The sequence below is a fragment of the Caballeronia sp. INML3B genome, from assembly GCF_023631305.1.
Taxonomy (GTDB): Bacteria; Pseudomonadota; Gammaproteobacteria; order Burkholderiales; family Burkholderiaceae; genus Caballeronia; species Caballeronia turbans.
This window is the reverse complement of record NZ_JALQDI010000001.1, coordinates 270,629-297,237: the sequence shown is the minus strand read 5'-3', so window position 1 is coordinate 297,237 and position 26,609 is coordinate 270,629. Positions and strand designations below refer to the sequence as shown.

General features: G+C 64.1%; 24 protein-coding genes. 11 read left to right on the top strand and 13 right to left on the bottom strand.

Features of this window, described 5'->3' with window-relative positions:
- Position 1: 1 nt before the first annotated feature.
- Positions 2 to 1,321 (bottom strand): EAL domain-containing protein, encoded by a 1,320-nt coding sequence (locus NCS58_RS01350; protein WP_061116932.1) that lies wholly within the window; start codon positions 1,319 to 1,321, stop codon positions 2 to 4.
- Positions 1,322 to 1,707: 386 nt separating this feature from the next.
- Here NCS58_RS01350 and NCS58_RS01345 point away from each other — a divergent pair, with 386 nt between their 5' ends.
- On the top strand, positions 1,708 to 3,357 hold the full coding sequence (locus tag NCS58_RS01345; RefSeq protein WP_250537688.1) for a Na+/H+ antiporter: 1,650 nt from the start codon (positions 1,708 to 1,710) through the stop codon (positions 3,355 to 3,357).
- Between the two features lie 73 nt (positions 3,358 to 3,430).
- Here the strand turns inward: NCS58_RS01345 and NCS58_RS01340 are convergent, their stop codons facing one another.
- From NCS58_RS01340 to NCS58_RS01320, 5 genes are all read right to left on the bottom strand, one after another.
- Positions 3,431 to 4,732, bottom strand: coding sequence for a solute carrier family 23 protein (locus NCS58_RS01340; RefSeq protein ID WP_250476150.1), 1,302 nt, complete (start codon positions 4,730 to 4,732; stop codon positions 3,431 to 3,433).
- Positions 4,733 to 4,893: 161 nt separating this feature from the next.
- Positions 4,894 to 6,453, bottom strand: a complete 1,560-nt coding sequence (locus NCS58_RS01335) for a methyl-accepting chemotaxis protein (RefSeq protein ID WP_250537686.1) — start codon at positions 6,451 to 6,453, stop codon at positions 4,894 to 4,896.
- Positions 6,454 to 6,917: 464 nt separating this feature from the next.
- Positions 6,918 to 7,460 carry a response regulator transcription factor gene (locus NCS58_RS01330; protein ID WP_061116749.1) on the bottom strand — a complete coding sequence of 181 codons (543 nt, stop codon included), beginning with the start codon at positions 7,458 to 7,460 and terminating at the stop codon, positions 6,918 to 6,920.
- A 42-nt stretch (positions 7,461 to 7,502) separates the two neighbouring features.
- Complete coding sequence (locus NCS58_RS01325) at positions 7,503 to 8,807, bottom strand: ATP-binding protein (RefSeq protein ID WP_250537684.1); 1,305 nt, start codon at positions 8,805 to 8,807, stop codon at positions 7,503 to 7,505.
- Between the two features lie 126 nt (positions 8,808 to 8,933).
- Positions 8,934 to 9,155, bottom strand: a complete 222-nt coding sequence (locus tag NCS58_RS01320) for a cysteine-rich CWC family protein (protein ID WP_250537683.1) — start codon at positions 9,153 to 9,155, stop codon at positions 8,934 to 8,936.
- Between the two features lie 144 nt (positions 9,156 to 9,299).
- On the opposite strand from NCS58_RS01320, the gene argB reads away from it, so the two are divergent.
- Both argB and NCS58_RS01310 read left to right on the top strand, forming a co-directional pair.
- Positions 9,300 to 10,199, top strand: a complete 900-nt coding sequence (gene argB, locus NCS58_RS01315; RefSeq protein ID WP_061116746.1) for an acetylglutamate kinase — start codon at positions 9,300 to 9,302, stop codon at positions 10,197 to 10,199.
- Between the two features lie 63 nt (positions 10,200 to 10,262).
- A complete protein-coding gene (locus NCS58_RS01310; RefSeq protein ID WP_061116930.1) occupies positions 10,263 to 11,009 on the top strand; it encodes a pyrimidine 5'-nucleotidase in 747 nt (248 codons plus the stop codon).
- A 20-nt stretch (positions 11,010 to 11,029) separates the two neighbouring features.
- Here the strand turns inward: NCS58_RS01310 and NCS58_RS01305 are convergent, their stop codons facing one another.
- Positions 11,030 to 11,350 (bottom strand): type II toxin-antitoxin system RelE/ParE family toxin, encoded by a 321-nt coding sequence (locus NCS58_RS01305; protein WP_250537682.1) that lies wholly within the window; start codon positions 11,348 to 11,350, stop codon positions 11,030 to 11,032.
- The gene (locus NCS58_RS34315; protein ID WP_311766291.1) at positions 11,347 to 11,496 is read right to left on the bottom strand and encodes a hypothetical protein; all 150 of its coding nucleotides are present in this window, start codon (positions 11,494 to 11,496) and stop codon (positions 11,347 to 11,349) included. The genes NCS58_RS01305 and NCS58_RS34315 overlap by 4 nt, the downstream gene beginning before the upstream one ends.
- Positions 11,497 to 11,902: 406 nt before the next feature.
- Here NCS58_RS34315 and NCS58_RS01295 point away from each other — a divergent pair, with 406 nt between their 5' ends.
- From NCS58_RS01295 to NCS58_RS01280, 4 genes are read left to right on the top strand one after another with little or no spacing between them, the layout of a single operon-like run.
- Positions 11,903 to 13,048, top strand: coding sequence for a homoserine O-acetyltransferase (locus NCS58_RS01295; protein ID WP_061116743.1), 1,146 nt, complete (start codon positions 11,903 to 11,905; stop codon positions 13,046 to 13,048).
- The gene (gene metW / locus NCS58_RS01290) at positions 13,045 to 13,653 is read left to right on the top strand and encodes a methionine biosynthesis protein MetW (RefSeq protein WP_061116742.1); all 609 of its coding nucleotides are present in this window, start codon (positions 13,045 to 13,047) and stop codon (positions 13,651 to 13,653) included. Before NCS58_RS01295 ends, metW begins: the two co-directional genes overlap by 4 nt.
- Before the next feature lie 45 nt (positions 13,654 to 13,698).
- Positions 13,699 to 14,985, top strand: coding sequence for an AmpG family muropeptide MFS transporter (locus tag NCS58_RS01285; protein WP_061116741.1), 1,287 nt, complete (start codon positions 13,699 to 13,701; stop codon positions 14,983 to 14,985).
- Complete coding sequence (locus NCS58_RS01280; RefSeq protein WP_250537681.1) at positions 14,982 to 15,896, top strand: M48 family metallopeptidase; 915 nt, start codon at positions 14,982 to 14,984, stop codon at positions 15,894 to 15,896. The genes NCS58_RS01285 and NCS58_RS01280 overlap by 4 nt, the downstream gene beginning before the upstream one ends.
- Here the strand turns inward: NCS58_RS01280 and NCS58_RS01275 are convergent, their stop codons facing one another.
- The 5 genes from NCS58_RS01275 to gatC form a co-directional block, all read right to left on the bottom strand.
- Positions 15,897 to 16,682: an exodeoxyribonuclease III gene (locus NCS58_RS01275; RefSeq protein ID WP_250476143.1), complete on the bottom strand. Its 786-nt coding sequence runs from the start codon at positions 16,680 to 16,682 to the stop codon at positions 15,897 to 15,899.
- A gap of 23 nt (positions 16,683 to 16,705) precedes the next feature.
- Positions 16,706 to 17,545, bottom strand: a complete 840-nt coding sequence (locus NCS58_RS01270; protein WP_250537679.1) for a polyphosphate kinase 2 family protein — start codon at positions 17,543 to 17,545, stop codon at positions 16,706 to 16,708.
- A gap of 90 nt (positions 17,546 to 17,635) precedes the next feature.
- Positions 17,636 to 19,105, bottom strand: a complete 1,470-nt coding sequence (gene gatB / locus NCS58_RS01265; protein WP_061116737.1) for an Asp-tRNA(Asn)/Glu-tRNA(Gln) amidotransferase subunit GatB — start codon at positions 19,103 to 19,105, stop codon at positions 17,636 to 17,638.
- Positions 19,106 to 19,107: 2 nt separating this feature from the next.
- Complete coding sequence (gene gatA / locus NCS58_RS01260; protein ID WP_250537678.1) at positions 19,108 to 20,601, bottom strand: Asp-tRNA(Asn)/Glu-tRNA(Gln) amidotransferase subunit GatA; 1,494 nt, start codon at positions 20,599 to 20,601, stop codon at positions 19,108 to 19,110.
- 68 nt (positions 20,602 to 20,669) lie between these two features.
- Entirely contained in the window at positions 20,670 to 20,969 is a 300-nt protein-coding gene (gatC, locus tag NCS58_RS01255; protein WP_061116735.1) for an Asp-tRNA(Asn)/Glu-tRNA(Gln) amidotransferase subunit GatC, read from the bottom strand.
- Between the two features lie 375 nt (positions 20,970 to 21,344).
- Between gatC and NCS58_RS01250 the strand changes: the two genes are divergently transcribed.
- From NCS58_RS01250 to mrdA, 4 genes are all read left to right on the top strand, one after another.
- Entirely contained in the window at positions 21,345 to 22,388 is a 1,044-nt protein-coding gene (locus NCS58_RS01250) for a rod shape-determining protein (protein ID WP_004189550.1), read from the top strand.
- Between the two features lie 200 nt (positions 22,389 to 22,588).
- Positions 22,589 to 23,722 (top strand): rod shape-determining protein MreC, encoded by a 1,134-nt coding sequence (mreC, locus tag NCS58_RS01245; protein WP_061116734.1) that lies wholly within the window; start codon positions 22,589 to 22,591, stop codon positions 23,720 to 23,722.
- On the top strand, positions 23,719 to 24,231 hold the full coding sequence (gene mreD / locus NCS58_RS01240) for a rod shape-determining protein MreD (RefSeq protein ID WP_061116733.1): 513 nt from the start codon (positions 23,719 to 23,721) through the stop codon (positions 24,229 to 24,231). The genes mreC and mreD overlap by 4 nt, the downstream gene beginning before the upstream one ends.
- Positions 24,232 to 24,313: 82 nt before the next feature.
- Positions 24,314 to 26,596, top strand: coding sequence for a penicillin-binding protein 2 (gene mrdA, locus NCS58_RS01235; RefSeq protein WP_061116732.1), 2,283 nt, complete (start codon positions 24,314 to 24,316; stop codon positions 26,594 to 26,596).
- Positions 26,597 to 26,609 lie beyond the last annotated feature (13 nt).

Genomic DNA, 26,609 nt, shown 5'->3' with positions numbered 1-26,609 from the left:
ATCATTCGACGTCGTCGTCGGGCAACCAGTCGATGTCGCCGCACAACACGCAGCGCTTGCCTTGCGAGCGCGTCTCCACCGACAGCGTGACGCACGGCATCGCCTCGTTGATCGACAGATACGGCTTGGTCACATGCACGCGCTCGGGATCGCCGAGCGCCGCCCGGAAGTACGGGCGGCGCAACCAGTTCGCGCCCTGCGCGTCGCTGAGCGGCAGGAAGCGCGCCTCGTGCGCGGCGCGGTCCGCGCGCAGCACGACGTTGCGGCCCGCCTGCCGGCCGTTCTGGTCGAGCAGGAAGCAGCGCGCGGCGTTGTCGAGCGCGAGGAAGTTCCAGCACACTTCTTCGAGCGGCTCGCCCGCCGCGAGCCGCTCGGCGGCGCGCTCGAACGCGCGGATATACGGCTGAAGCCGCGTCGCGACGCGCCGCTCGCGCGCTTCGGTCTGCAAGCGGTAGCGCTCGGTCAGCTCACCGATGACCGTCTGCGCATGCGCGCTGTCCGCGAGCCCGGGATGCGGCCGCGCGAAGAAGAACCCCTGCACGAAGTCCGCGCCGCTCGCGAGCGCGAGTTGCGCTTCGTGCTCGGTCTCGACGCCTTCGATCAGCACGAGCTTGCCGGCTTCATGCAGCAGCGACACGATGCCCGACAAAACCGCCTCCATGTTCCGCCGCTGCTTGAGCGAGCGCGCCGATAGCGGCGCATGCACGTTGTGGCCGGCGTGCGAGAGCATCACGCGATCGAGCTTGACGATGTCCGGATCGAGCTGCCAGATTCGCTCGATGTTGGTGTGCCCCGCGCCGAAGTCGTCGAGCGCGATGAGAAAGCCGTGATCGCGGAACTGCTGCACCGCGAGCGCGAGCCGCTCGATATCCTCCGCACTGTGCTCGAGCACTTCGAGCACGACGCGGCGCGGTTCGATATTGAGGCGCTTGAGATTCGCGAGCAGCGCCGCCGCGTGATACGGCTCGGTCAGCGCGCCGGGATGCACGTTGAGAAAGAGCCATTCGGTCTGTGCGCCGAGCATCTTGAAGTTCTCGAGATGCAGCGCCTGCGCGAGCCGGTCGATGAGCAATGCTTCGCCGACGCGCGATGCCTGCCCGAACACGTCGAGCGGCGACACCGGCCGGTCGAGCGCATCGTGCGCGCGCAACAAGCCCTCGTACCCGACCGCGCGCATGTGCGACAGGCTGAACACCGGCTGAAAGACGCTCGATAACGTCAACTCGCCGTGCTCGACCGAATAGCGGTCGAAGCCCGAAGTCACGCCGAGCTCGAAGCTGCGCGCGGAAACCGTCGCTTTCTCGGGGTTTGCGATCACCATGCCGATACCCTCGCCTCCATGTTCCGGCGATGCGCGATCGACCTGCGCCTGCCTTGCGTCATCCGTGCCAGCGGACCCGCGCCGGATCCGTCCCATACCGTTTTCATAAGAACCGCCCTCGATGATCTCGTCGGGAGTCTGTGTGTCCCGTGGCTTTCGTTAAAGCAAGCTCCATGCGCACGGCGCGGCGCGATTCGTCGATCGTTTGCCAGCTTCGTGCACCGCCAGCAGGCGGTTCGACGTGCACGCGCACCTTCACGGTGCGAAAACCGAAAAGCCGCCGCCGCTGCCCGCAGCGCGTGCAAGGGCTAAACTTTCGGCTCATCAAGTCAATGCTAGACGCCGCGTGCGCCGGCCGCTCGCACGCGTCGTGCAGTAGCGCACACATGGAAATCGTTTTTACCGTCCTCATTCTTCTGCTGGTCGTGGCCCTATCGGGGTTCGGCCTGAGCCTGCTTCCGGTCAAGCTGCCGCTGCCGCTCATCCAGATCGCGATCGGCGCGTGCCTTGCGTGGCCGGGCTTCGCGCTGCACGTCACGTTCGATCCCGATCTCTTCATGCTGCTCTTCATTCCGCCGCTGCTGTTCGCGGACGGCTGGCGCATTCCGAAGCGCGAGCTCTACATGCAGCGGCGCGCGATCCTGATGCTCGCGCTCGGACTCGTGTTCATCACCGTGGGCGCGCTCGGCTACTTCCTGCACGCGATGATTCCGACGATGCCGCTGCCCGTCGCGTTCGCGCTCGCCGCCGTGCTCTCGCCGACCGATGCCGTCGCGCTGACGGGCATCGCCGGACGCAACCGCATTCCGGCGAACCTCATGCATATCCTCGAAGGCGAGGCGCTGATGAACGACGCGTCGGGCCTCGTCGCGCTGAAGTTCGCGATCGCGGCCGCGCTGACGGGCGTGTTTTCGCTGCGTGACGCGACGATCAGCTTTTTCATCATCGCGGCGGGCGGGATCGTGATCGGCGCGGCGATCAGCTGGGCGCTCACCGAGATTCCGTCGCGTCTGCTGAAATTCTCCGAGGACGACGACCCGGCCGCGGGCGTGATCCTTACGATCCTGATTCCATTCGCGTCGTACGTCATGGCCGAGCATGTGGGCTGCTCGGGCATTCTGGCGGCGGTGTCGGCCGGCATGGTCATGAACATCCAGAGCCTGCGCGAAGGCATTCCGAGCGCGGTGCGCGTGCGCATGACGAGCACCTGGACGATGATCGAATTCGTGTTCAACGGCATGGTGTTCATCCTGCTCGGGCTGCAGTTTCCGCACATTCTCGGGCAGGCGCTGATCGAGGCGCATCACGATAGCGACGCGCAAGTGGGCCTGCTGATCGGCTATGTGCTCGCGACGCTGGTCGCGCTTTACTCGCTGCGCTTCGTCTGGGTGTATTCGCTGCGTTGGGTCGCGGCGCGCAAGACGGCGAAGCGTGGCATCGACAGCGCCGCGCCCGGTTTTCGCACGCTCGCGCTAACGACGATCGGCGGCGTGCGCGGCGCCGTGACGCTCGCGGGCGTGCTGTCGCTGCCGGTCACGCTCGAGGGGCGCGATCTGGCGATCTTCATCGCATCGGCGGTGATTCTGGTGTCGCTGCTCATCGCTGTCGTGGGCTTGCCGCTGATGCTGCGCGGCATCGAGCGCGAGAAGAATCCGCACGCGGTGGAGGAACGCATGGCGCGCCGCCGCGCGGCGCAGGCGGCGATCCGCGCGATCGACGACACGCACGACGAGCTCATCGAGCAGATGGACGAAACCGCGTCCGCGCGCTGCGCCGATTCGACCGCCCGCGTCATGAGCATGTATCGCAGGCGGCTGGAATCGCTCGGCGATGAAGAAGCGCCGCGCGTGGCGGCGAGGAAGAGCGAGCAGGTGGAGACGCGGCTGAAGATGGCGGCGCTGAGGGCCGAGCGGGCGGAGTTGTTGCGGCTGCGGTCGCTGCAGCACATCAACGATGAAACGCTGAACAAGCTGATGCGGGAGGTCGATTTGTCGGAGACGGCGATCGTCAACCGCAAGCGGGGGACTGCGGGGTGAGGTGGATGGGCGGTTCGCTTGTGCTTTCGCCTTAAGCGAGCAGCTCCACCCGACTAACCCAGGGAAAAAGCAATCAAACCACGCCCGAGCCGCGCCGCCGCAACAGCGCATAGAAAATAATCGCACCGAAGGTCGCCGTCCCGATGCCGCCAAGCGCGAACCCGCCGAGCTTCAGCGTGAAGTCCCCCGTGCCGAGCACGAGCGTGACAGCCGCGACGATCAGATTGCGGTTATCCGAGAAATTGACCTTGTTGACGACCCAGATGCGCGCGCCGGTCACCGCGATCAACCCGAACACGACAATGGACACGCCGCCCAGAACCGGTCCCGGAATCGTCGCAATCAGCGCGCCGAACTTCGGCGAGAACCCGAGCACGATGGCGAACAGCGCCGCAATCACGAACACGAGCGTCGAATAAATCTTCGTGACGGCCATCACGCCGATATTCTCCGCGTAAGTCGTCACGCCGGTGCCGCCGGCGAAACCGGAGGCGATCGTCGCCAGCCCGTCGCCGATGAACGCGCGACCGATGTACTTGTCGAGGCTCTTGCCCGTCATCGCGCCGACAGCCTTGATGTGCCCGAGATTCTCCGCGACGAGGATGATCGCAACCGGCGCGATCAGCGTCATCGCCGGGGCTTCGAACACGGGCGCCGTGAAGTGCGGCATGCCGAACCACGCGGCGTTCGCGACGATCGAAAAGTCGATCGGCTTGCCCATGCTCATGCCGTTGGTCAGCACGGCATAGATGAGGTATGCGATCGCCAGGCCGATCAGGATCAGCAGGCGCTGCGCCATGCCGCGCGCGAACACCGCGACGCCGCCCACGCACAGCACGGTGACGAGCGCCATCCACGATTCGAAGCTGCTGCCCATCACGCCTTTCACGGCGATCGGCGCGAGATTCAGCCCGATCACGCAGACGATCGCGCCCGTGACGACCGGCGGCATCAGCGTTTCGATCCACTTCGTGCCGATCGCCGCGACGATCAGACCGATGATCGTGTAAGCCACGCCGCACGCGATGATCCCGCCGAGCGCGACCGGAATGTTCATGTTCGGGCCGTGACCGCCGTAGCCCGTCACCGCGATCACCAGCCCGATGAACGCGAAGCTCGAACCTAGATAACTCGGCACGCGACCGCCGACCAGCACGAAGAACAGCAGCGTGCCGATGCCCGACATGAAGATGCACAGATTGGGATCGAAGCCCATCAGGAGCGGCGCGAGCACGGTCGAGCCGAACATCGCGACGACGTGCTGAATGCCCATCGCGATCATCTGCGGCCAGGCGAGGCGCTCGTCGGGCGCGACGATGCGCCCCTCCTGAGCATCCGGCTGGAGCGGCCAGCGCGGGAAATATGAATCGGACATCGGCGGGGCTCCTTCTCGGCGGTGAGGCGCCGTCCGTGCGGCGCGCTTGGTCTTGAAAAACAGGCGCGAGTGTACGGAGCGGGCTCTCGGGTGGCAAGCGAGCCGATATTACGACCGTTTGGCCGTCGCTTGCCCGCGACGTGCCGCGCTCGTTTCGCGGGTCAGGCGCCGCGCTCCAGTTCGAAAACCGCGACCGCGCTCTTCAGTTGCTCCGCCTGATCGGCCATCGCGCCCGCGGCGGCGGCGGCCTGCTCGACGAGCGCCGCGTTCTGCTGCGTCACCTGATCCATCTGCGCGACGGCGCGGTTCACCTGCTCGATGCCCGCGCTCTGCTCGTGCGAGGCCGACGAAATCTGCGCCATGATGTCCGTCACGCGCTGCACGGCCTGCGTGACTTCGGCCATCGTCGCGCCGGCGCGCTCGGCCAGCGCCGCGCCGCTGTCCACGCGCGCCGTCGACGCCTCGATCAGCTCCTTGATTTCCTTCGCCGACGTCGCGCTGCGCTGCGCGAGCGAGCGCACTTCGCCCGCGACCACCGCGAAGCCGCGCCCTTCCTCGCCGGCGCGCGCCGCTTCCACCGCGGCGTTCAGCGCGAGGATATTCGTCTGGAAGGCGATGCCCTCGATCACCGCGATGATGTCCGTCATCCGCTTGGAGCCCGACGCCAGTTCGCGCATGTTATCGACGACCTCGCCGACGAGCTCGCTGCCCCGCGCGGACACGTCCGACGCGCCGCGCGCGATGCCGCTCGCCGCGTCCGCGTTGCTCGCGTTCTGGCGCACGGTCTGCGTGAGCTGTTCCATGCTCGACGCGGTTTCCTCCAGCGAAGCCGCCTGCTCCTCGGTGCGCTGCGACAGATCGGTGTTGCCCTGCGCGATCTCGCGCGATGCGTACAGGATCGAATCGCTCGAATGGCGAATCCCGCCGACGATATCCGCGAGCTTCGTGCTCATGTTGCCGAGGCTCGCGAGCATGCTGGTGTCGTCGCCGGGGCGCGTGGCGACGCGCGTGGTCAGGTCGCCGCGCGCGATGCGGTCGGCGATATCCGCCGCGTATGCCGGCTCGCCGCCGAGCTGCGCGGAAAGACGCCGTCCGATCAGCACCGCGAGCAGCGCGCCCGCGACCATCGCGCCGAACACGAGCGCGAGCATGACGACGCGCATCGTTGCGTATTCCGATGCCGCGTCGCGGCGCGCGTCGGTCGCGCGCTTGCGCTTGAAGTCGGCGAGACGCTCCAGCGAAGCGCGCGCCTTTTCGCTCGCCGCGATCGCGCGCGCGATGAGGCCCATCTGGTCGACGTCGATCGGCATCGGCTTTTTGCCCATCTGCATCAGGACGATGTCTTCCCACGCGGCGACGGACTTGCTCGCCGCGTCGTAGAGCGCGATGCCGTCGGCGGAGTGCATCGTCGGGCGCATGAGTTCGAACGCGCGGTGCATGCTGTCGAGCGAAGCCGACATGCCTTCCTTCAGCTTTGCCTTGCCGGCATCGTCGGCGAACGTGAGGTTGGCGGCGGCGAGATCCGTGTTGAGCTTGTGCTTGTTGACTTCCTCGACCCAATAGAGGCCGTCCATGTGACGCTCGCCGATTTCCTCGATCAGGCCGTTCATCTTTGCGAGCGAAACCACGCCGGTGACGCCCACGCACGCGCAGAACAGGATCACGACCGCGAAAGACAGCAAGAGCTTGCTGAGCACGGACAGGCGGTCAAACCATTTCATCGATGTCTCCTCTTTCACGCCCCGCGGACGACGCCCGCGGACGGCGCGGCGCAAATCCCGGTTTGCGCACAGAGTGGCTTTACGGCGCTCGTTTCGATTTTCTTGAGCGCGCATGAAGGGGATAACGGCCTGAGAATGAGCGCCGGAAACATCGACGAAGACCCGAAGAAGGGCGATTGAAAGAAATTCGCTATTTGCTGCGTAAAAGCAGACAAATTAAGCGAATTCTTAATTCGGAGTTATCTTATTCAAGGGTACAGCGCCGCAACGTACACTTTCTGCATGCGTGTTCCATGTACATGCATGTCGTTGCAACTCTCCGATTACCGCCCTTGGCACCCGGCTTGGGCGGTTCTTTTTTTGCGCGGTCGCTTTTATCGCGATGCGTGTCTGAACGCATCGCGCATCGCCATTTCCGGCCGATATTCAATTGCCGCCCGAGTTTTGCCCGGGCGTCGTCTCGCTTATTGCCGCACCGGCTTCTTCGCCAGCTTGCGTTGCAGCGTGCGTCGATGCATGTTGAGCGCGCGTGCCGTCGCCGAGATATTGCCGTTGTTCTCGGCGAGGGCGCGCTGGATATGCTCCCATTCGAGCCGCGCGACGGAAAGCAGCGTCGGATTCTCGATCGCTTCCTCGGCCGTCTGCTCGCTCGCCTGCTCGTGGAGCGCGGAAAGAATGGACTCGACGTTCGCCGGCTTGGCGAGATAGTTGTCCGCGCCGTCCTTCACCGCCTGCACGGCCGTCGCGATGCTCGCGTAGCCGGTCAGCACGAGAATGCGCGCATCCGGCTGCAGATCGCGCAGCGGCGCGACGAGCCGCAGCCCGGAATCGCTGCCCAGATGGAGATCGACCGTGATCTGCCCGAACTTGTGCTGGTTGGCGAGCTTCAGCGCTTCGTCGGCGTCGTGGGCCTGATGCGGCGTGAAACCACGCCGCGTGAGGCCGCGGGCGAGAATGCCGGAAAAGACTTCGTCGTCGTCGATGATCAGAAAGTTGGTATCGCTCATATTTTTCTCCGTAATGCCCCTCGGGCGCGCCTGGGTTCGAGTTCAGGCCGCGCCGCTTCGTTCAGTTCCTGCCGCCTGCGCCGGCGCCGGCGCCGCGACCGCGCCGCGATTGGGCAGGCGCAACACCGCGCACGTGCCGCGCGGCTTGCCGTCGATCAGTTCGATCGATCCAGAGAGCCGCGCCGCCGCCGCGAACGCCAGATAAAGCCCGACGCCGTGCCCGCCCTGGGTACTGTCGACCGGGCCCGCGCCGAGCGTGCCGCGCAGCGCGGGCGGAATGCCCGGGCCGCGATCGCACACGTCGAAGCGCACGTAGTCCATGTCGTCTACCGTTTCGACCGACGCCTGCAGCGTCACCGATTCGCTGCTCGCGCGCGCGGCGTTATCGAGCAGGATCGTGAGGATCTGGCCGACGGCTACCGCGTCGTCGATAGACGCATCCACGGGAGTCCGGCCGATCTGCGCGAATTTCACCTGCGGATGCCGCAAACGCCATTGCTCGATGAAGCTCGATAGCCATTCGTCCAGCCCCTGGCGGCTCGACGGCCCCGTCGCGCGGCTGCGCAGGCGTGCGAGCGCGGACGTGCAGAGCGCCATCTGCTGCTCGAGCAGTTCGAAATCCGCCGCGTAGGGTGCGAGGTTCCTGTCGTGCGCGGCGGAGTCGCGCAGTTCCTCGGCCAGCATCGCGATGGTCGAAAGCGGCGTGCCCATTTCGTGCGCCACGGTCGCGGCCTGCACGCCGAGCGCGACCGCGCGCTCATCGCGAAGATGACGTTGCTGGGCTTCGGCGAGCGCGGCGTCGCGCACGCGCAGCGCCCGCGACATGCGCGCGACGAACCAACCGATCAACCCGACGCTCACCATGAAGTTGACCCACAGGCCGGTGCGGAAATAATCGAAGAGATTGGCCGGATTCTCGATGTTGAGCGGCACGTAGTTGTAGCTGAGCAGCGCGTAACAGGCGACGGCGAAGAGCGCGAGGCAAGCCATCATTGTCCACGGCAGCACGGCGGCGGCTATCGCGAGCGATGGCAGATAAAGCGTGACGAACGGATTGGTCGCGCCGCCGGAGAGAAACAGGAGCGCCGAGAGCGCGCCGAGATCAACCAGCATCTGGCCGAACAGTTCGAGATTCGTCTCCGGCCGCGCCCGCGCGACGCGCAGCCACGTGAGGCCGTTGAAGATCATCTCCAGCGCGACGACGAGCAGCATCGCGGGCAGCGGGAGCTTCGCGCCGAAGAAGATCTGCACGACGGCGATGGTCGTCAGCTGGCCGATGATCGCGAGCGAGCGAAGCCAGAAGAGGTGTCCGAGATTGACGCGGCCGGTATTGGTTATGCGATGCATCTGCTTGAGTGCTTGACAGCGTGGTTACGCTTCCCGCGACATTATCCCGCTTGCGTCGGGCCCGCAGCCGCATCTGGCGCGATTTGTCGCACCTTGCCGCGGGAGGCAGCCACGGCGCTCGATCTGCTAGTCCAGCGGTGCGGCACGATCGATTTGCGCCGCGAGACACGCCGGACACAGGCAGCTCATGCCCGGCCGCAGACGGTCGAGCGGCAACGCGGCGAGGGACGCGCACCAGCAGGCCGGATCGCCCGCGCGCATGCCGCAGCGAAACGACGTGCCGCAGCGGGCGCAAACCAGCGCGCCCGGCGCTGGCCGCCCGTTCGTTTCAGGGGATTCGTTCATCATCTTGTCATCAATCCGTTCGAACGATGATCGCACGCCGGCCCGTCCGCCGGAAAACGTCGCGCCGGCGCGGCAATTCGTCCTGCCGCAATGCGTCGGTCCTGTACAATTCGGCGTGTTTAAACGCTCCTCGCCTCATCTGCCGCCATGTCCGAGCAACCCGACCTCACGCAAATCGCGCCTACCCTGAAGGCTGAAATTCTGGCCGAGGCGCTGCCCTATATCCGTCAGTATCACGGCAAGACGGTCGTGATCAAATACGGCGGCAATGCCATGACCGAAGAGCGCCTGAAGCAAGGCTTCGCGCGCGACGTCATTTTGCTGAAGCTCGTCGGCATCAATCCGGTGATCGTGCACGGCGGCGGCCCGCAGATCGACCAGGCGCTGAAAAAGATCGGCAAGCAAGGCACCTTCATCCAGGGCATGCGCGTCACCGACGAAGAAACCATGGAAGTCGTCGAATGGGTGCTCGGCGGCGAGGTGCAACAGGACATCGTCACGCTGATCAATCACTTCGGCGGACAGGCGGTCGGTCTGACGGGAAAGGACGGCGGCCTGATCCACGCGCGCAAGCTGCTGATGCCGGACCGCGATAATCCGGGCCAGTTCATCGACATCGGCCAGGTCGGCGAAGTCGAGGCGATCAACCCGGCGGTCGTGAAGGCGCTGCAGGACGACGCGTTCATTCCGGTCATTTCGCCCATCGGCTTCGGCGAGGACGGCCTCTCGTACAACATCAACGCGGATCTCGTCGCGGGCAAGCTCGCCGTCGTGCTGAATGCGGAAAAGCTCGTCATGATGACGAACATTCCCGGCGTGATGGACAAGGAAGGCAATCTGCTGACCGACCTGTCCGCGCGCGAGATCGACGCCCTCTTCGCGGACGGCACCATCTCCGGCGGCATGTTGCCGAAAATTTCCTCCGCGCTGGATGCGGCGAAGAGCGGCGTGCGCTCGGTGCACATCATCGATGGCCGCATCGAGCATTCGGTGCTGCTCGAAATTCTGACCGAGCAGCCATTCGGCACGATGATCCGCTCGCATTGAGCATCGTCATTTCGCTTTCCACGCCCGCCAATGCGCGGGCGTTTCTTTTGGTGCAACGCTGATATGAGTCCGCATCGCCCGTCCCGCCGACGCCGCGTGAAAACGCGCGGTCCCGTCTGGCTCTTCGATCTCGACAACACGCTGCATCACGCATCGCATGAAATTTTCCCGGCGATCAATCGCGGGATGACGCAATACATCATGGATCGCCTGAACGTCGACGTCGACGAGGCGAACCGCCTGCGCGTCGGTTATACGGTGCGTTACGGCGCGACGCTGCTCGGGCTCGTCAGGCATCACGACGTCGATCCGGCCGATTTCCTGCGCGAGGTTCACACCTTCCCCGATCTGCCGTCGATGCTGCGCGCCGAGCGCGGCCTCACGCGGATACTGCGTGCGCTGCCCGGACGCAAGATCGTGCTTACCAACGCACCGACGCTCTACGCGCGCACCGTGCTGGCGGAACTCGGCATCGCGAAGCTGTTCGAGCGCGTGATCGCGATCGAGGACATGCGCGAAGGTCAGCACTGGCGCGCGAAGCCTGACGCGCCGATGCTGCGCCGTGCGATGCGCCGCGCGCACGTGCGTCTCGAAGACGCGATTCTCGTCGAGGATACGCGCGGGCATCTGAAGCGCTATCGGCGGCTGGGCATTCGCACGGTGTGGATCGTCGGGCATCTGCCGGTTGCGAAGACGTCGAGCGGCGGAATGTCAGTACGCCTGCCGGGCGCGGGCAGGCCGCATTATGTGGATCGCACGGTGCGGTCGTTGCGCGCCCTCACCCTCGGCATGCGCGGCCGCGCGCTCTGATCCGATCGCGTCCATTGCAGCTACATCCGAAACAGCCGCCGCGCGAGAATGTCTTCGAGGTCCGAGCGCGCGTCGACGACGAGATGCACGTAGATGGTGTCGCCATCGACCTTGTAGATGATGCGGTTCGTGCCGCTCGCGACTTCGTAGTACCCCGACATGGGAAAGTCGACGAGCTCCGGCGGCGTCGAGCCGTTGCACGGCGCGGCTTCGATTTCGGCGATGGTATCGGCGATCTTGTTGCGCGTTGCGGACCACGCGGTGCCGCCGAACTTGTTGATGACGTAGCGCCGGAAGTCCTGCAAATCCTGGCGCACGGGATCGAGAAAGACGGTCTTCACTTGACGCCTTCTTCGCGGTCGAGGCGCTCGATCTCGGCGAACACATCGCCCGCGCTCATGCACTGGCCGGCTTCAATGGTCTTCTGCCCCATCGCCAGAATCTTCAGCAAGGCAAGCGTCTGATGCAGATCCTCGTATGACTGCACGTCCTGCACGACCGCGTGATGAGCATCGGCTCGCGGCTCTCGACGATATTGCGGATCAACTCGGCCGCGCGGCTCTTCAGGTGACTCAGCGGTCTGACCCGGCCCGGTTTCATTTCCGTTTCCTGGCAAGACGAGACGATTAGACAATATAGACGGAAACGCGGGCCCCATCCAAGACGGAGCAAATGGCGGCTTAATAACGTTTTCCGCTATACTCCATCGCTAACGAGATCTTCTCGAACATCAACGACGCGCCGATTTGCTGACTCGATTGCGGGCGCGCGAACCTCAGTGATGATTCACGGGCGTTCACTATAAATGCGGCTAAAGAGGTCGTCAGCCGCGCCATCACTGTTTTTCCGCGCTTCGCCGACACCGTTTAGCCGCTTGGTCAAAGGCGGAATGAATGGAATCGATCGGCATCGTCACGCCCCAAACACTGCGCTTCACCGAGCCGCTCAAGATGCAGAACGGCTCGATGCTGGGCGACTACGAACTCGTCGTCGAAACGTACGGCGAGCTCAACGCCGCGCGCTCGAATGCCGTGCTCGTGTGCCACGCGTTGAACGCGTCGCATCATGTCGCGGGCATCCACGCGGATAATCCGAAGGACGTCGGCTGGTGGGACAACATGGTCGGTCCCGGCAAGCCGCTCGACACGAACCGCTTCTTCGTGATCGGCGTGAACAATCTCGGCTCGTGCTTCGGTTCCACTGGACCGATGAGCATCGACCGCACGACGGCAAAGCCGTACGGCGCGAGCTTTCCCGTCGTCACGGTGGAAGACTGGGTGAACGCGCAGGCGCGTCTCGCGGACCGCTTCGGCATCGAGCGCTTCGCGGCCGTGATGGGCGGCAGCCTCGGCGGCATGCAGGCGCTCGCGTGGAGCATGATGTATCCGGAGCGGCTCGCGCATTGCATCGTCGTGGCATCGACGCCGAAGCTTTCCGCGCAGAACATCGCGTTCAATGAAACCGCGCGTTCCGCGATTCTCTCCGATCCCGATTTCCACGGCGGCGACTATTACGCGCACGGCGTGAAGCCGCGTCGCGGCTTGCGCGTCGCGCGCATGATCGGCCACATCACGTATCTGTCGGACGACGACATGGCCGTGAAATTCGGCCGCGCGCTGCGCCGTGCCGAGGGAGCGCTCGATGCGTACAACTTCAACTTCGATGTCGAATTCGAAGTCGAGTCGTATCTGCGCTATCAGGCCGACAAGTTCGCCGAATACTTCGACGCGAACACGTATCTGCTGATCACGCGCGCGCTCGATTATTTCGATCCCGCCAAAGCCTTCGACGGCGATCTCACGAAAGCGCTCGGCAATACCAGCGCGAAATATCTCATTACCAGCTTCACGACGGACTGGCGTTTCGCGCCCGCGCGCTCACGCGAAATCGTGAAAGCGCTGCTCGACAACAAGCGCACCGTGAGCTACGCGGAAATCGATGCGCCGCACGGCCACGACGCCTTCCTGCTCGACGACGCGCGTTATCACAACCTGATGCGCGCCTATTACGAACGCATTGCCACGGAGATCGGCGCATGAACCAGCACACCCTCGATTCGCTCGCGCTGCGCTCCGATTTTCGGGCGATCGCCCGCTGGGTCGAACCGCGCTCGACGGTGCTCGATCTCGGCTGCGGCGACGGGTCGCTGCTATCGCTGCTCGGCGAAGAACTCGAAGTGAAGGGCTACGGCATCGAGATCAACGATGCCGGCGTGCTCGCGTGCGCGCAAAAAGGCGTGAACGTGATTCAGCAGAATCTCGAAGACGGTTTGCGTCTCTTCGAGGACGACAGCTTCGATTTCGCGGTCCTTTCGCAGACGCTGCAGACGATTCATCAGACCGCCGCGATCCTGCGCGAGACGGTGCGCGTCGGGCGCCAGTGCATCGTGTCGTTTCCGAATTTCGGATACTGGCAACATCGGCTGTCGGTGATTCAGGGGCGCATGCCCGTGTCGAAGTCGCTGCCCTATCAGTGGCACAACACGCCGAACGTGCGTGTGCTCACGATCAAGGACTTCGAGGCGCTCGCGCCGGAGGTGGGCATCGAAATTCTCGACCGCGTGGTGCTGCACGACGGCCAGCCGGTCCGTTGGGGGGCGAACTGGCGTGGTAGTCTTGCGGTCTATCGCGTGAAGCGCCGGTAACGATGACCGGCGCCGTCGCGCATCGACAACTGCCCGCTATACGACATGCCCGATACGCCACACGAGGCGCCCGCTCTAACTGCTCACGAAGAACATCCCGGATGGCGCACGTTTCTCAACAAGCGCATCCTCATTTGCGTCTTTCTCGGCTTCACGTCCGGATTGCCGCTCTTCACGCTCTACAGCCTGCTGCAGGCGTGGCTGACGACCGCGCACATCAACGTCAAGGAGATCGGCCTGTTCGCGCTGATCGGACTGCCATACACGTGGAAGTTCGTCTGGTCGCCGCTGATGGACCGTTACATCCCGCGCTTTCCGGGCTGGAGTCCCGGCAGACGGCGCGGCTGGATGTTCGTCACGCAAGTGCTCGTGATGGTGGCGATCGGCTCGTTCGGATTCTTCTCACCTGAACGAAGTCTATGGGCCGTCGCGGCGGTTGCCGCGCTCGTCGCGTTCTTCAGCGCGAGTCAGGATATCGTCATCGATGCATACCGCCGCGAATTGCTCGCCGACACCGAGCAAGGACTCGGCAATGCGGTTCACGTCAATGCGTACAAGGTCGCGGGGCTCGTGCCGGGCTCGCTGTCGCTGATTCTCGCCACGGTCTTCCCGTGGAAGACCGTGTTTCTGATCACCGCCGCGTTCATGCTGCCGGGTCTCATCACGACGCTCGTCGTCAGGGAGCCGGAGATTCACGGCGCGCCGCCGAAGAATCTGCGCGAGGCGATTGTCGAGCCGTTTCACGAGTTCGTCACGCGCGACGGCTGGCGCGCGGCGCTGCTCGTGCTGAGCTTCATCTTCCTCTACAAGCTCGGCGACACGATGGCGACGGCACTCGCCACAAAGTTCTTCATCGACGTGGGTTTCTCACTCGCGCAGATCGGCGTAATCGCGAAAGCGGTCGCATTCTGGGCGAGCATCGCGGGCGGATTGCTCGGCGGGATCGCGCTGGTGAAGATCGGCATCGCGCGCGGGCTGTGGATTTTCGGCGCGCTGCAGATCGTCGCGACGTTAGGCTTCGCCTGGCTCGCGAAGATCGGGCCGTCGCCCGCGGCGCTCGCCGTGCTCTACGGCTTCGAAACCTTCGCGACGGGTCTCACGCTCGCCACCTTCACCGCGTACATCGCGAGCACGACGGACCCGCGCTACACCGCGACGCAGTTCGCGCTCTTCACGAGCCTCGCGGCGGTGCCGCGCACGTTCGCCGCGGCGGGCAGCGGCTTCATCGTGAATGAAACCGGATGGTTTCCGTACTTCATGATCTGCGTCGCGTTGTCCATTCCGGGCATGTTACTGTTGCCCAAGATCGCGCCCTGGAGAACTCGACGATGACGGTTTCTTTCAAGCTTCGCGCCTTGGTTTGCGCATTGGCATCGGCGTCGCTCGCGCCCTTGTCCGCGCACGCTCAGGACGAACAGAAGACGCCGCCGCCCTACACCGCACCGAACAACCAGATCCGCTTCGGCGATACGGCGCTCTTTCGCAACCTGATCCCGCCCGCAACGCTCGAAGCGCAGTCCGCCGAGGAATACGCGCAAGTCATCCTCGATGCCGGTCGCGCGAAGACATTGCTTCCCGATAGCAACCCGCTCGTGAAGCGCGTGCGCGAGATCGCGAATCACGAGATTCCGTTCGCGCTCAAGTGGAACGATCGCGCGAAGAACTGGAAGTGGGAGGTCAACGTCATCAAGTCGCCCGAAGAGCGCATGGTGTGCCTGCCGGGCGGGAAAATCGTCGTGTATAGCGGTCTCATCGAGAAGCTGCGTCTGAACGATAACGAGATCGGCATGATGATCGGCCATGAGATCGCGCACGCGTTGCGCGAGCATGCGCGCGAGCGGCTCGGCCGGCAGCAGGCGGCGCAACTCTCCGCCGGCGCGCCGCCCCAGTTGTTCGGCTTCTCGAACTATCCGCCGCAACAGCCCGATTTCGGCGATGAATTACTGACCATGCGCTATTCCCCCGCCGATGAGACCGAAGCCGATGTGATCGGCAGCGAGATCGCCTCGCGCGCGGGCTACGATCCGCGCGCGGCGGTCACGTTGTGGAACAAGATCGATTCGGGAACACGGCGCGCGGATGTCGGCTTCATCTGGATGCATCCGTATGGCCCGGATCGCAGGCAGGACCTGCTCAAGCGCATGCCGGACATGATGCCGCTCTATGCAAAGGCGCTCGGCAAGACCATCGACCAGTTGCCGAATTACGCGGGCATGGGGCGGTTCAAGAAGAGCGGGCGCTAGTCAATTCTTCTTGCCGAGCTTCCAGTCGTAGTCGATCGTCAGCGGCGCATGGTCGCTGAACTTGATGTCCCTGAAAATCGACGTCTTCTTCGCGGTCGCGGCGACTTCCTTCGTCGCGATCTGATAGTCGATACGCCACCCCACGTTCTTCGCATACGCCTGGCCGCGATTGCTCCACCACGTGTACTGCTCGGGGCGCTGATCCAGCGTGCGGAATACATCGACATAACCCACGTCGTCGAAGAGCTTCGTGAGCCACGCGCGCTCTTCCGGCAGACAGCCGGAGTTCTTCTGGTTGCTCTTCCAGTTCTTTATGTCGATTTCCTTGTGCACGATGTTCACATCGCCGCACAGAATCACTTCGCGCTCTTTCGACAGCGCGTCGAGATGCGGCATGAACTCGTCCATGAAGCGGTATTTGGCCTGCTGGCGCTCGTCGCCGCTCGACCCGGACGGCACGTACACCGATACCACCGAGAGCTTGCCGAAACGCGCTTCCACGTAGCGCCCTTCCGGATCGAACTCTTCCGAGCCGAAACCGATGATCACGTCATCCGGTTCGTGACGCGTATAGAGGCCCGCGCCGCTGTAGCCCTTCTTCACGGCATGCTGGAAATAGCCCTGAAAACCGTGCGGCGCGAGGAATTCCGGCGTCAGGTCGTCTTGCGAGCACTTGATTTCCTGCACGCACACGACGTCGGATTTCTGCTCGCCGAACCAGTCGAAGAATCCTTTCTTGGCGGCCGAACGGATGCCGTTCAGATTGGCGGTAATCACGCGAAACATACGCTTCCTTTTTGAGTTCGTTTTTATTCGACCTTCACGCCCTTGAGCGATTCCTTCGCCGGCGGAAATTCGAGTTTCATGTCCTGCAGCGTGCGCAACAGCAGTTCGGCGACCATCACGTTGCGATGCGTCTTCGAATTGCCCGGAATGATGTACCACGGCGCATAGTCGGTCGACGTCGCGCCGAGCAGGTCCGCATACGCCGCCTGATAGTCGTCCCACTCCTTGCGCGCGTCGAGATCGGAGACGTCGAACTTCCAGTGTTTCGTCGGATCGTCGATGCGCGCCTGCAGGCGCTCGCGCTGCTCATCCTTCGAGATATGCAGGAAACATTTGACGATGGTCGTGCCGCTATCCGCGAGCAGCGACTCGAAGTTGCGAATATGGCGAAAGCGCCGCTCGCATTCGTCGGCGTCGATCTGCTTCAGCACGCGCGGCACGAGCACGTCTTCATAGTGGCTGCGATTGAAGATCGCGAACTCGCCGGCCTGCGGCGCCTGCGCGTGCACGCGCCACAGGAAGTCGTGCGCGACCTCGCGCTCCGACGGCGCGCGAAACGGCACGATGCGCAGGCCGAGCGGATCGACATCGTGAAACACCGCGCGCACGGTGCCGTCCTTGCCGCTCGTGTCCATGCCTTGCAGCACCAGCAGCACGCGCTGGCGGCGCTGCGCGTGGAGTTTCTCCTGAAGGTCGTCGAGTTGCACGCCGATCGCCGTGAGGCGTTCGCGATCTTCATCTTTCGAGCCGCTGGAAAACGGCTTCGCGGACGGATCGATCGCGCTCAGGTCGAACGCCTTCAGCTTTTTGCCAGCGTCGAAGAAAGGCACGCGAAAGTCGTCGAGTCCGGGTTTCTTTGCCATGTCTCTTTGGTTCTTGGTTCGCCAATGAAAAACGGGCTGCTGCCGGGCTCGACCGGCAGCAGCCCATTCATCCCGTGCGGGACTGAGCGATCAGGATAACTTTTTCTTCAGCAGTTCGTTGACCTGCTGCGGATTCGCCTTGCCTTTGGTCGCCTTCATCGCCTGGCCGATCAGCGCGTTGAACGCCTTCTCCTTGCCCGCGCGGAATTCTTCGACCGATTTCTGGTTCGCCGCGAGCACTTCGTCGATGATTGCTTCGAGCGCGCCGGTGTCGGAAATCTGCTTCAGGCCCTTCGCCTCGATGATGCGATCCGCTGCCGCGTCGTCCGTCGCCTTCTCGTCCCAGATCGTCTGGAAGATGTCCTTCGCGATCTTGTTGGAGATGGTGCCGTCGGCGATGCGTTGAAGAATCAGCGCGAGTTGCGCGCTCGAAACCGGCGATTCGCTGATGTCGAGCGATTCGCGGTTCAGTTGCGCGGAGACGTCGCCCATCATCCAGTTCGCGGCGATCTTCGCTTGTGCCGAACCCGCTTTCTGCACGAGCGCCTCGAAGTACGACGCCATCGCTTTTGACGACGTCAGCACGCCCGCGTCATACGGCGTGAGGCCGTAGGTATCGACGAAACGCTTCTGCATGTCCGCCGGAAGCTCCGGCATTTCGCCCTTCACGCGCTCGATCCACGACGATTCGATCACGAGCGGCATCAGGTCCGGATCCGGGAAATAGCGGTAATCGTGCGCGTCTTCCTTGCTGCGCATCGAACGCGTTTCGCGTTTGTCCGGATCGTAGAGACGCGTTTCCTGGACCACCGTGCCGCCGTCTTCGATCAGCTCGATCTGACGACGCACTTCGTACTGGATCGCTTCTTCGAGAAAACGGAACGAGTTCAGGTTCTTGATCTCCGCGCGCGTGCCGAATTCCTTCTGGCCGACCGGCCGCACCGAAACGTTCGCGTCGCAACGGAACGAGCCTTCCTGCATGTTGCCGTCACAAATGCCGAGCCACACGACGAGGCCATGCAGCGCCTTCGCATACGCAACGGCTTCTGCCGCGCTGCGCATTTCCGGCTCCGTGACGATCTCGAGCAGCGGCGTGCCCGCGCGGTTCAGGTCGATGCCCGTCATGCCCGCGAAGTCTTCGTGCAGCGACTTGCCCGCGTCCTCTTCGAGGTGCGCGCGCGTCAGGTTGATGGTCTTCGAATACGCTTCCTTGCCCGCCTTCTCGTTGGCCGGAACCTGGATCGTGATCTGACCGCCCTGCACGACCGGAATCTCGTACTGGCTGATCTGATAGCCCTTCGGAAGATCCGGATAGAAGTAGTTCTTGCGCGCGAAGATGCTGCGCGGTGCGATGTGCGCGCCGATCGACAGGCCGAAGCGGATCGCGCGCTCCACGGCGCCCTTGTTCATCACGGGCAGCACGCCGGGCAGCGCGAGATCGACAGGACTCGCCTGCGAGTTCGGGCTCGCGCCGAATTGCGTCGGCGCGCCCGAGAAAATCTTGGAGACGGTGGAAAGCTGCGCGTGCGTTTCCAGACCGATGACGACTTCCCACTGCATGTTCACACTCCCGATGCCGATGGTGCCTTGCGGTGCCAGTCGGTCGCACGCTGGAACGCGTCGGCGACCTGGAGCATCCGGGCTTCGTTGAAATAGTTGCCGATGATCTGCAGACCGACCGGGCGATCCGCGTTCGCGCCCGCGCCGAAGCCGCACGGCACGCTCATGCCGGGCAGACCCGCGAGGCTCACGGAAAGCGTGTAGATATCCGCGAGATACATCTGCACGGGATCGTCGGCCTTCTCGCCCAGATTCCACGCGACGGACGGCGCGACCGGCCCCATGATGACGTCGCACTGTTTGAACGCTTCCTGAAAGTCCCGCGCGATGATGCGGCGGATCTTCTGCGCCTGCAGGTAGTACGCGTCGTAATACCCGTGCGACAGCACATACGTCCCGACGAGAATCCGGCGCTTCACTTCCGGCCCGAAGCCTTCCGCGCGCGACTTCTTGTACATGTCGAGCAGATCCTTGTACTGCGCCGCACGATGTCCGTAGCGCACGCCGTCGAAACGCGACAGGTTCGACGAAGCCTCCGCCGGCGCGATGATGTAGTACACGGGAATCGAGAGCTCGGTCTGCGGCAGCGACACTTCGACGAGCGTCGCGCCGAGCGCTTCGTATTGCTTCAATGCCGCGTCGATGGCGGCGCGGACGTCCTCGGCTAGCCCGGCGCCGAAGTACTCCTTCGGCATGCCGATGCGCAGGCCGGCGAGCGGCTTGGCCGCGTCCCCGCCGTTCCACGTCTTGCCGAGATAGCGCGTGTAGTCTTCGTTCTCACGCTGCAGGCTGGTCGAGTCGCGCTCGTCGAAGCCGCCCATCGCGTTGAGCAGCAGCGCGCAGTCGTGCGCGGTTTGCGCCATCGGGCCGCCCTGATCCAGCGACGATGCGAACGCGATCATCCCGTAACGCGACACGCGGCCGTAGGTCGGCTTGATGCCCGTGATGCCGGTGAACGACGCGGGCTGGCGGATCGAGCCGCCGGTGTCGGTGCCGGTCGCGGCGGGCGCGAGACGCGCGGCCACGGCCGCGGCCGAGCCACCCGACGAGCCGCCCGGCACCGCCTTCGGATCCCACGGATTCTTCGCCGCGCCGAAGTACGAATTCTCGTTGGACGAGCCCATCGCGAACTCGTCCATGTTGGTCTTGCCGAGGCACACCATGCCGGCGTGCTTCAGGCGATCGACGACGGTCGCATCGAACGGGCTCGCGTAGTTTTCGAGCATATGCGAGCCGGCCGTCGAGGCCCAGCCGCGCGTGACGAACACGTCCTTGTGCGCGATCGGCAGGCCCGTGAGCGCGCCGGCATTGCCTTGGGCGATGAGCGCGTCGGCGGCTTTCGCCTGCTCGAGCGTGAGCTCGGGATCGACACCGATGAACGCGTTCAGCGCCTTCGCGCCCTCGATGCGTTGCAGATACGACTGCGCCAGTTCGACCGCGGAGACTTCCTTCGAGTCGAGCGCCGCGCGCAGTTCGGTCAAGCTTTTTTGATGCATTGCAGTTCCCTGATGAGCGCGGGCATTCGATCCGCGCGCAATGTCACTTGGTGGGCGCACGAAGCGCCTTATTCGATCACCTTCGGCACGAGATAGAGCCCGTCCTGCACGGCAGGCGCGCAACGCTGGAACTCTTCGCGCTCGACACGCTCTGAGACAGCGTCGTCACGCAGACGCAGCGCGACTTCCTCGATCTGCTCGATCGGATGCGCGAGCGGTTCGATGCCGGTCGTATCGACGGCCTGCATCTGCTCGACAAGGCCGAAAAAATCGTTGAGACGCGCGAGCGTGGGTTCGGCTTCGTGGTCGGGCAATTCGAGCCGCGCGAGGTGCGCGATGCGTTTTACGTCGGTCAGGGTCAAAGACATGGAATCACCGGAGAAAGCGTGGGCAGCCTCAATTCGAAAACCTGCGCTGCGACAGCCAGTTACGATATTGAAAGGAGCCCTCGGAAGCAGGCCTGGCGATGGCAAAAAGTGCCATCCTTTTCCTATAGATACCCGCAAATTATAAGGTATCATTACACGTTCGACTCACCCCTGGATCGGCTTGTCAGCGGCTTTCTCCCTGAATCATTGAATTGTGAGAAACGTTTGCGTACGGCGTTCCATTCTGCGGTAGATTTCTTCCCGGATTTGCACTTCGCGGCGAGCGTTCGCCGTCCGGGCAAACCGTTATTTTTTCCGCTGCCGTCCCCGGCGCTCCTCGCGACGAACGGCCACCCAGCGAGACAGGATTTTTGAATGTTCGGTTTTTTGCGCAGCTATTTCTCCAACGACCTGGCGATTGACCTCGGCACCGCCAACACGCTGATCTACATGCGCGGCAAAGGCATCGTCCTCGACGAGCCTTCGGTCGTTTCGATTCGCCAGGAAGGCGGCCCCAACGGCAAGAAGACCATTCAGGCGGTCGGCAAGGAAGCCAAGCAGATGCTCGGCAAAGTGCCGGGCAACATCGAGGCCATCCGCCCGATGAAGGACGGCGTGATCGCCGACTTCACCGTCACCGAGCAGATGATCAAGCAGTTCATCAAGACCGCTCACGAATCCCGCATGTTCTCGCCGTCGCCGCGCATCATCATTTGCGTCCCGTGCGGCTCCACGCAGGTCGAGCGCCGCGCGATCAAGGAAGCGGCACACGGCGCGGGCGCGTCGCAGGTCTATCTGATCGAAGAGCCCATGGCCGCTGCAATCGGCGCCGGCCTGCCGGTCTCGGAAGCGACGGGCTCGATGGTCGTCGACATCGGCGGCGGCACGACGGAAGTCGGCGTCATCTCGCTGGGCGGCATCGTGTACAAGGGCTCGGTACGTGTGGGCGGCGACAAGTTCGACGAGGCCATCGTCAACTACATCCGCCGCAATTACGGCATGCTGATCGGCGAGCAAACCGCCGAGGCCATCAAGAAGGAAATCGGTTCAGCGTTCCCGGGCTCCGAAGTGAAGGAAATGGAAGTCAAGGGCCGCAATCTGTCCGAAGGCATTCCGCGCAGCTTCACCATTTCGAGCAACGAAATTCTTGAAGCACTGACGGACCCGCTGAATCAGATCGTGTCGTCGGTGAAGATCGCGCTGGAACAGACGCCGCCGGAACTCGGCGCGGACATCGCCGAGCGCGGCATGATGCTGACGGGCGGTGGCGCGCTCCTGCGCGACCTCGACCGCCTGCTCGCCGAAGAAACCGGCCTCCCGGTGCTCGTCGCCGAAGATCCGCTGACTTGCGTGGTGCGTGGCTCGGGCATGGCGCTCGAGCGCATGGACAAGCTCGGCAGCATCTTCTCGTACGAGTGATCTCCCTGCTGAAGGCTATCGCTCTTCTTCCCTTGAGGCTGAATGGTCTTCGACGCGACAGCTAAACGCACCCGCATAACGCGGCGGGCGCACGGCCCGGCATCTGTCCGGGCCGTTGTCGAAACTGCGTAGGGCAGGCTTCGCCATCGGCGAAAAAACCTGCAGCATCGATCCATCCGTTCACGCCCTCGGCGCCGACCATGGAATACAGTCCGCCGCCCCTTTTCAAGCAAGGCCCCTCCGCGCTCGCGCGCCTGATTTTCTTCGTGGTGCTCGCGATCGCCCTGCTCATTTCGGATGCTCGCTACAGCACGCTGGAAATCGTTCGCGGAATGCTCGGCGCGGGGCTCTATCCGTTGCAGCGCGCAGCGCTGGTGCCGCGCGACATCTTCATGGGCGCGGCCGATCTCGCCGTGACGAGCGCGACGCTGCGCAGCGAAAACGCGAAGCTCGCCAACAAGAATCTGGAACTGTCCGTGAAGGCCGGCGATGCGGCGCAGCTCGCCATCGAAAACGCGCATCTGCGCGCGCTGCTCAATCTCCAATCGCGCGCCACCACCGACGAAACGCCCGCCGAAATTCAGTACGACACGCGCGATCCGTTTACGCAGAAAGTCGTGATCGGCAAAGGTTCGCAGCAAAATATCCAGGACGGCGCGCCGGTCGTCACCGAAGACGGTGTGATCGGCCAGGTGACGCGCGTGTTTCCGCTGCAATCGGAAGTCACGCTGCTCACCGACAAGGATCAGGCCGTGCCCGTTCAGATCGCGCGCACCGGCTTGCGCAGCGTGATCTACGGGACGCCCAAGGGCGACACGCTCGATCTGCGCTTCGTGCCGATCAGCGCCGACGTGCAAGCCGGCGATGAACTCGTCACGAGCGGTCTCGACGGCATCTATCCGCCGGGACTGCCGGTCGCGAAGGTGCTACGCGTCGACAAGCAGGCCGACACGGCGTTCGCGCGCGTCGTGTGCGTGCCGATCGCGGCAGTGCGTGGCGCGCGTCAGTTACTCGTGCTGCATTACAACGTCAACGTGCCGCCGAATCCGATCGAAGTCGAAGCGGCCGCGGCTGCGAAGGAAGCGAAGGAAAACAAGGGCAAGAAGAAGGCCGCGCCGAAGGCTGCGGCGGCAGCGGGCGCGAGCGGCGCTTCGGCCGCGGCAGGCGCGTCCGCTCCGGCGCCGGGCTCCGCGGCTGCGGCGGCTGCACCCGCAAAGCCCGCTGAGGCTGCGCCGGCGAAAGCGGCCTCGCCCAAGGCGGCATCGGGCGCGGCGGCGAAGCCGTCGAAGAAGGCGCATGCGCCGAAACCCGCATCCTCGGGAGCCGCGCGATGAACCGCCCGCAATACATCCTCCAGCCAGTCAATCCGTACTTCATCACGTTCAGTCTGGCTGCTGCGTTTCTGCTGAACCTGATGCCGTGGGGACGGCTCATCGGCGTGCCGGATTTCGTGGCGCTCGTACTGCTGTTCTGGAATGTGCATCAGCCGCGCAAGGTCGGCATGGGCATCGCGTTCATGCTCGGCATTCTGATGGATGTGCACAACGCGAATCTGCTCGGCGAACACGCGCTGGCTTACACGCTTCTTTCGTACGGCGCGATCACCATTCACCGCCGCGTGTTGTGGATGACGCTGCCCGTGCAGATGTTCGTCGTCGCGCCGCTCCTCGTCGGCGCGCATCTCGTGCCCTTCATCATCCGCCTGATGACGGGCGCGGCGTTCCCCGGCTGGAGTTATCCGGTCAACGGATTCGTCGAGGCGCTGCTCTGGCCGATCGCGAGCTTTCTCTTGCTGATGCCGCAGCGCCGCGCCGCCGACCCGGACGACACGCGTCCAATCTGAGTCTTGCCGCGCGGCGCCGGGTCATCGAATAAACCGCCGCGCGCGAACTACACTTGAATCGCGAGTACACCGCGAAAGCTGCATGACCGAAATAAAGAACACCGAGCAACAGTTGTCGAAGTTCCGCCTGCGCGTCGCGGCGGCGGGACTGTTCGTGTTCGTCTGCTTCGGTCTGATCGGGCTGCGCTTTCTCTATCTGCAGGTCTGGCATTTCAGCAAATACTCGTTGCAGGCGAACGAGAACCGCATTTCCGTTGCGCCGATCGTGCCGAACCGCGGCATCATCACCGACCGCAACGGCGTCGTGCTGGCGAAGAACTACTCCGCGTACACGCTGGAAATCACGCGTTCGAAGATCAACGGCACGCTCGACGAAACCATCGACGAGCTCTCGCAAGTCATTCCGATCGACGCACGCGACCGTCGCCGTTTCAAGAAGCTGCTCGAAGACTCGAAGAATTTCGAAAGCCTGCCGATCCGCACGCGTCTCACCGACGAGGAAGTCGCGAAGTTCACCGCGCAGCGCTATCGCTTCCCGGGCGTCGAGGTGCGCGCGCGACTGTTCCGCCAATATCCGCTGGGCACGACTGCCGCGCACGTGATCGGGTATATCGGACGGATTTCGCAGCGCGATCAGGAGCGCATCGACGACGCGAGCGACGCCAACGACCAAAGCTCGGATCATTACGATCCGCGCGTCGACGCCAACAACTACAAGGGCACCGACTACGTCGGCAAGATCGGGGTCGAGCAGAGTTACGAAACCGAGTTGCACGGACTGACGGGTTTCGAGGAAGTGGAAGTCACGGCGGGCGGGCGCCCGGTGCGCACCATGTCGCGCACGCAGGCGACGCCGGGCAACAACCTTCAACTCTCGCTGGATATCGGCTTGCAGCAGGTCGCCGAGCAGGCGTTCGCGGGCAAGCGCGGCGCGCTCGTCGCGATCGAGCCTTCCACCGGCGACGTGCTCGCGTTCGTGTCCGCGCCGAGCTTCGATCCGAATTCGTTCGTCGACGGCATCGATCAGCAGACGTGGGACGCGCTCAACAATTCGTCGGACCACCCGCTGCTGAATCGTCCGCTGCACGGCACGTATCCGCCCGGCTCGACCTACAAGCCGTTCATGGCGCTCGCCGCGCTGACGCTGCACAAGCGCACGCCGGGCTGGGGCTTCCAGGATCCGGGCTACTTCACGTTCGGCGGCCACACGTTCCGCAACGACGTGCGCTCGGGCCAGGGCTGGGTGGACATGAACCGCGCGATCGTCGTATCGAACGACACGTACTTCTACATGCTCGCGCGCGATCTCGGCGTGAACGCGATGGCCGGCTTCATGAAGCCGTGGGGTTTCGGGCAGATCACCGGCATCGATATCGCGGGCGAGGCGCGCGGCATCCTGCCGTCGACGGAATGGAAGCGCAAGGCGTACCGCAAGCCCGAGCAGCAGCGCTGGTACGAAGGCGAAACGATCAGCCTGGGCATCGGCCAGGGCTATAACTCGTTCACGATCCTGCAACTCGCGCACGCTACCGCGACGCTCGCGAACAACGGCGTCGTGATGAAGCCGCACCTCGTGCGCGATATCGAAAATCCGATCTCGAAGGCGACGCGCGCCGTCGTACGCGATCCGAGCGACAAGATCGCCGTGCAGCAGAAGGACGTGGATTTCATCAAGCGGGCGATGGAAGGCGTCGTCACCAGCGGCACGGCGGCGAAGGTGTTCGCGGGCGCGCCGTACCAGGCGGCGGGCAAGACCGGCACGGCGCAGGTCTATTCGCTGCAGGGGTCGAACTACAAAGGACACGCGCTCGCGGAGCATCTGCGCGATCACGCGCTGTTCATCGCGTTCGCGCCGGCGGAACAGCCGAAGATCGCACTTGCGCTGATCGTCGAGAACGGCGGCTGGGGCGCTGAATCCGCAGGACCGATCGCGCGCAAGGTGCTCGACTATTATCTGATCGATCGTCTGAAGCCAGGCGCGGAGGCGGCCGCTGTCGCGGCGGCGGCCTCGGCGACGACAGACGCCGGCCTGCCGACGATCGGCGGCACGCAACCGCCCGCCGCCATCGCGTTGCCTGCGTCCGTCGCGAATTCGTCGCCGGCGTTTTCGCCTCAGGCTGCGTCGAATCCCGCAGTCGCGAAAGCGGCTTCCGCGCCGGCGCTTCCTGCTTCCACACCGAAAGCGTCGGCGCCGCGCGCCGCATCGGCGACGCCCGCAGCGCCTGCTGCGGCACTGCCCGCCTCCACGCCTGGCCGCACGCCCGCGCCGAAAAAGCGCCCGACGGAGCCGACGCCTTCGATGGTGCGCGGCAATGAAAACGACGGCGTGCGCGTTCTCGCGCCGTCCGGCGGCATCGACGAGTAAAGGAAACCGCCAT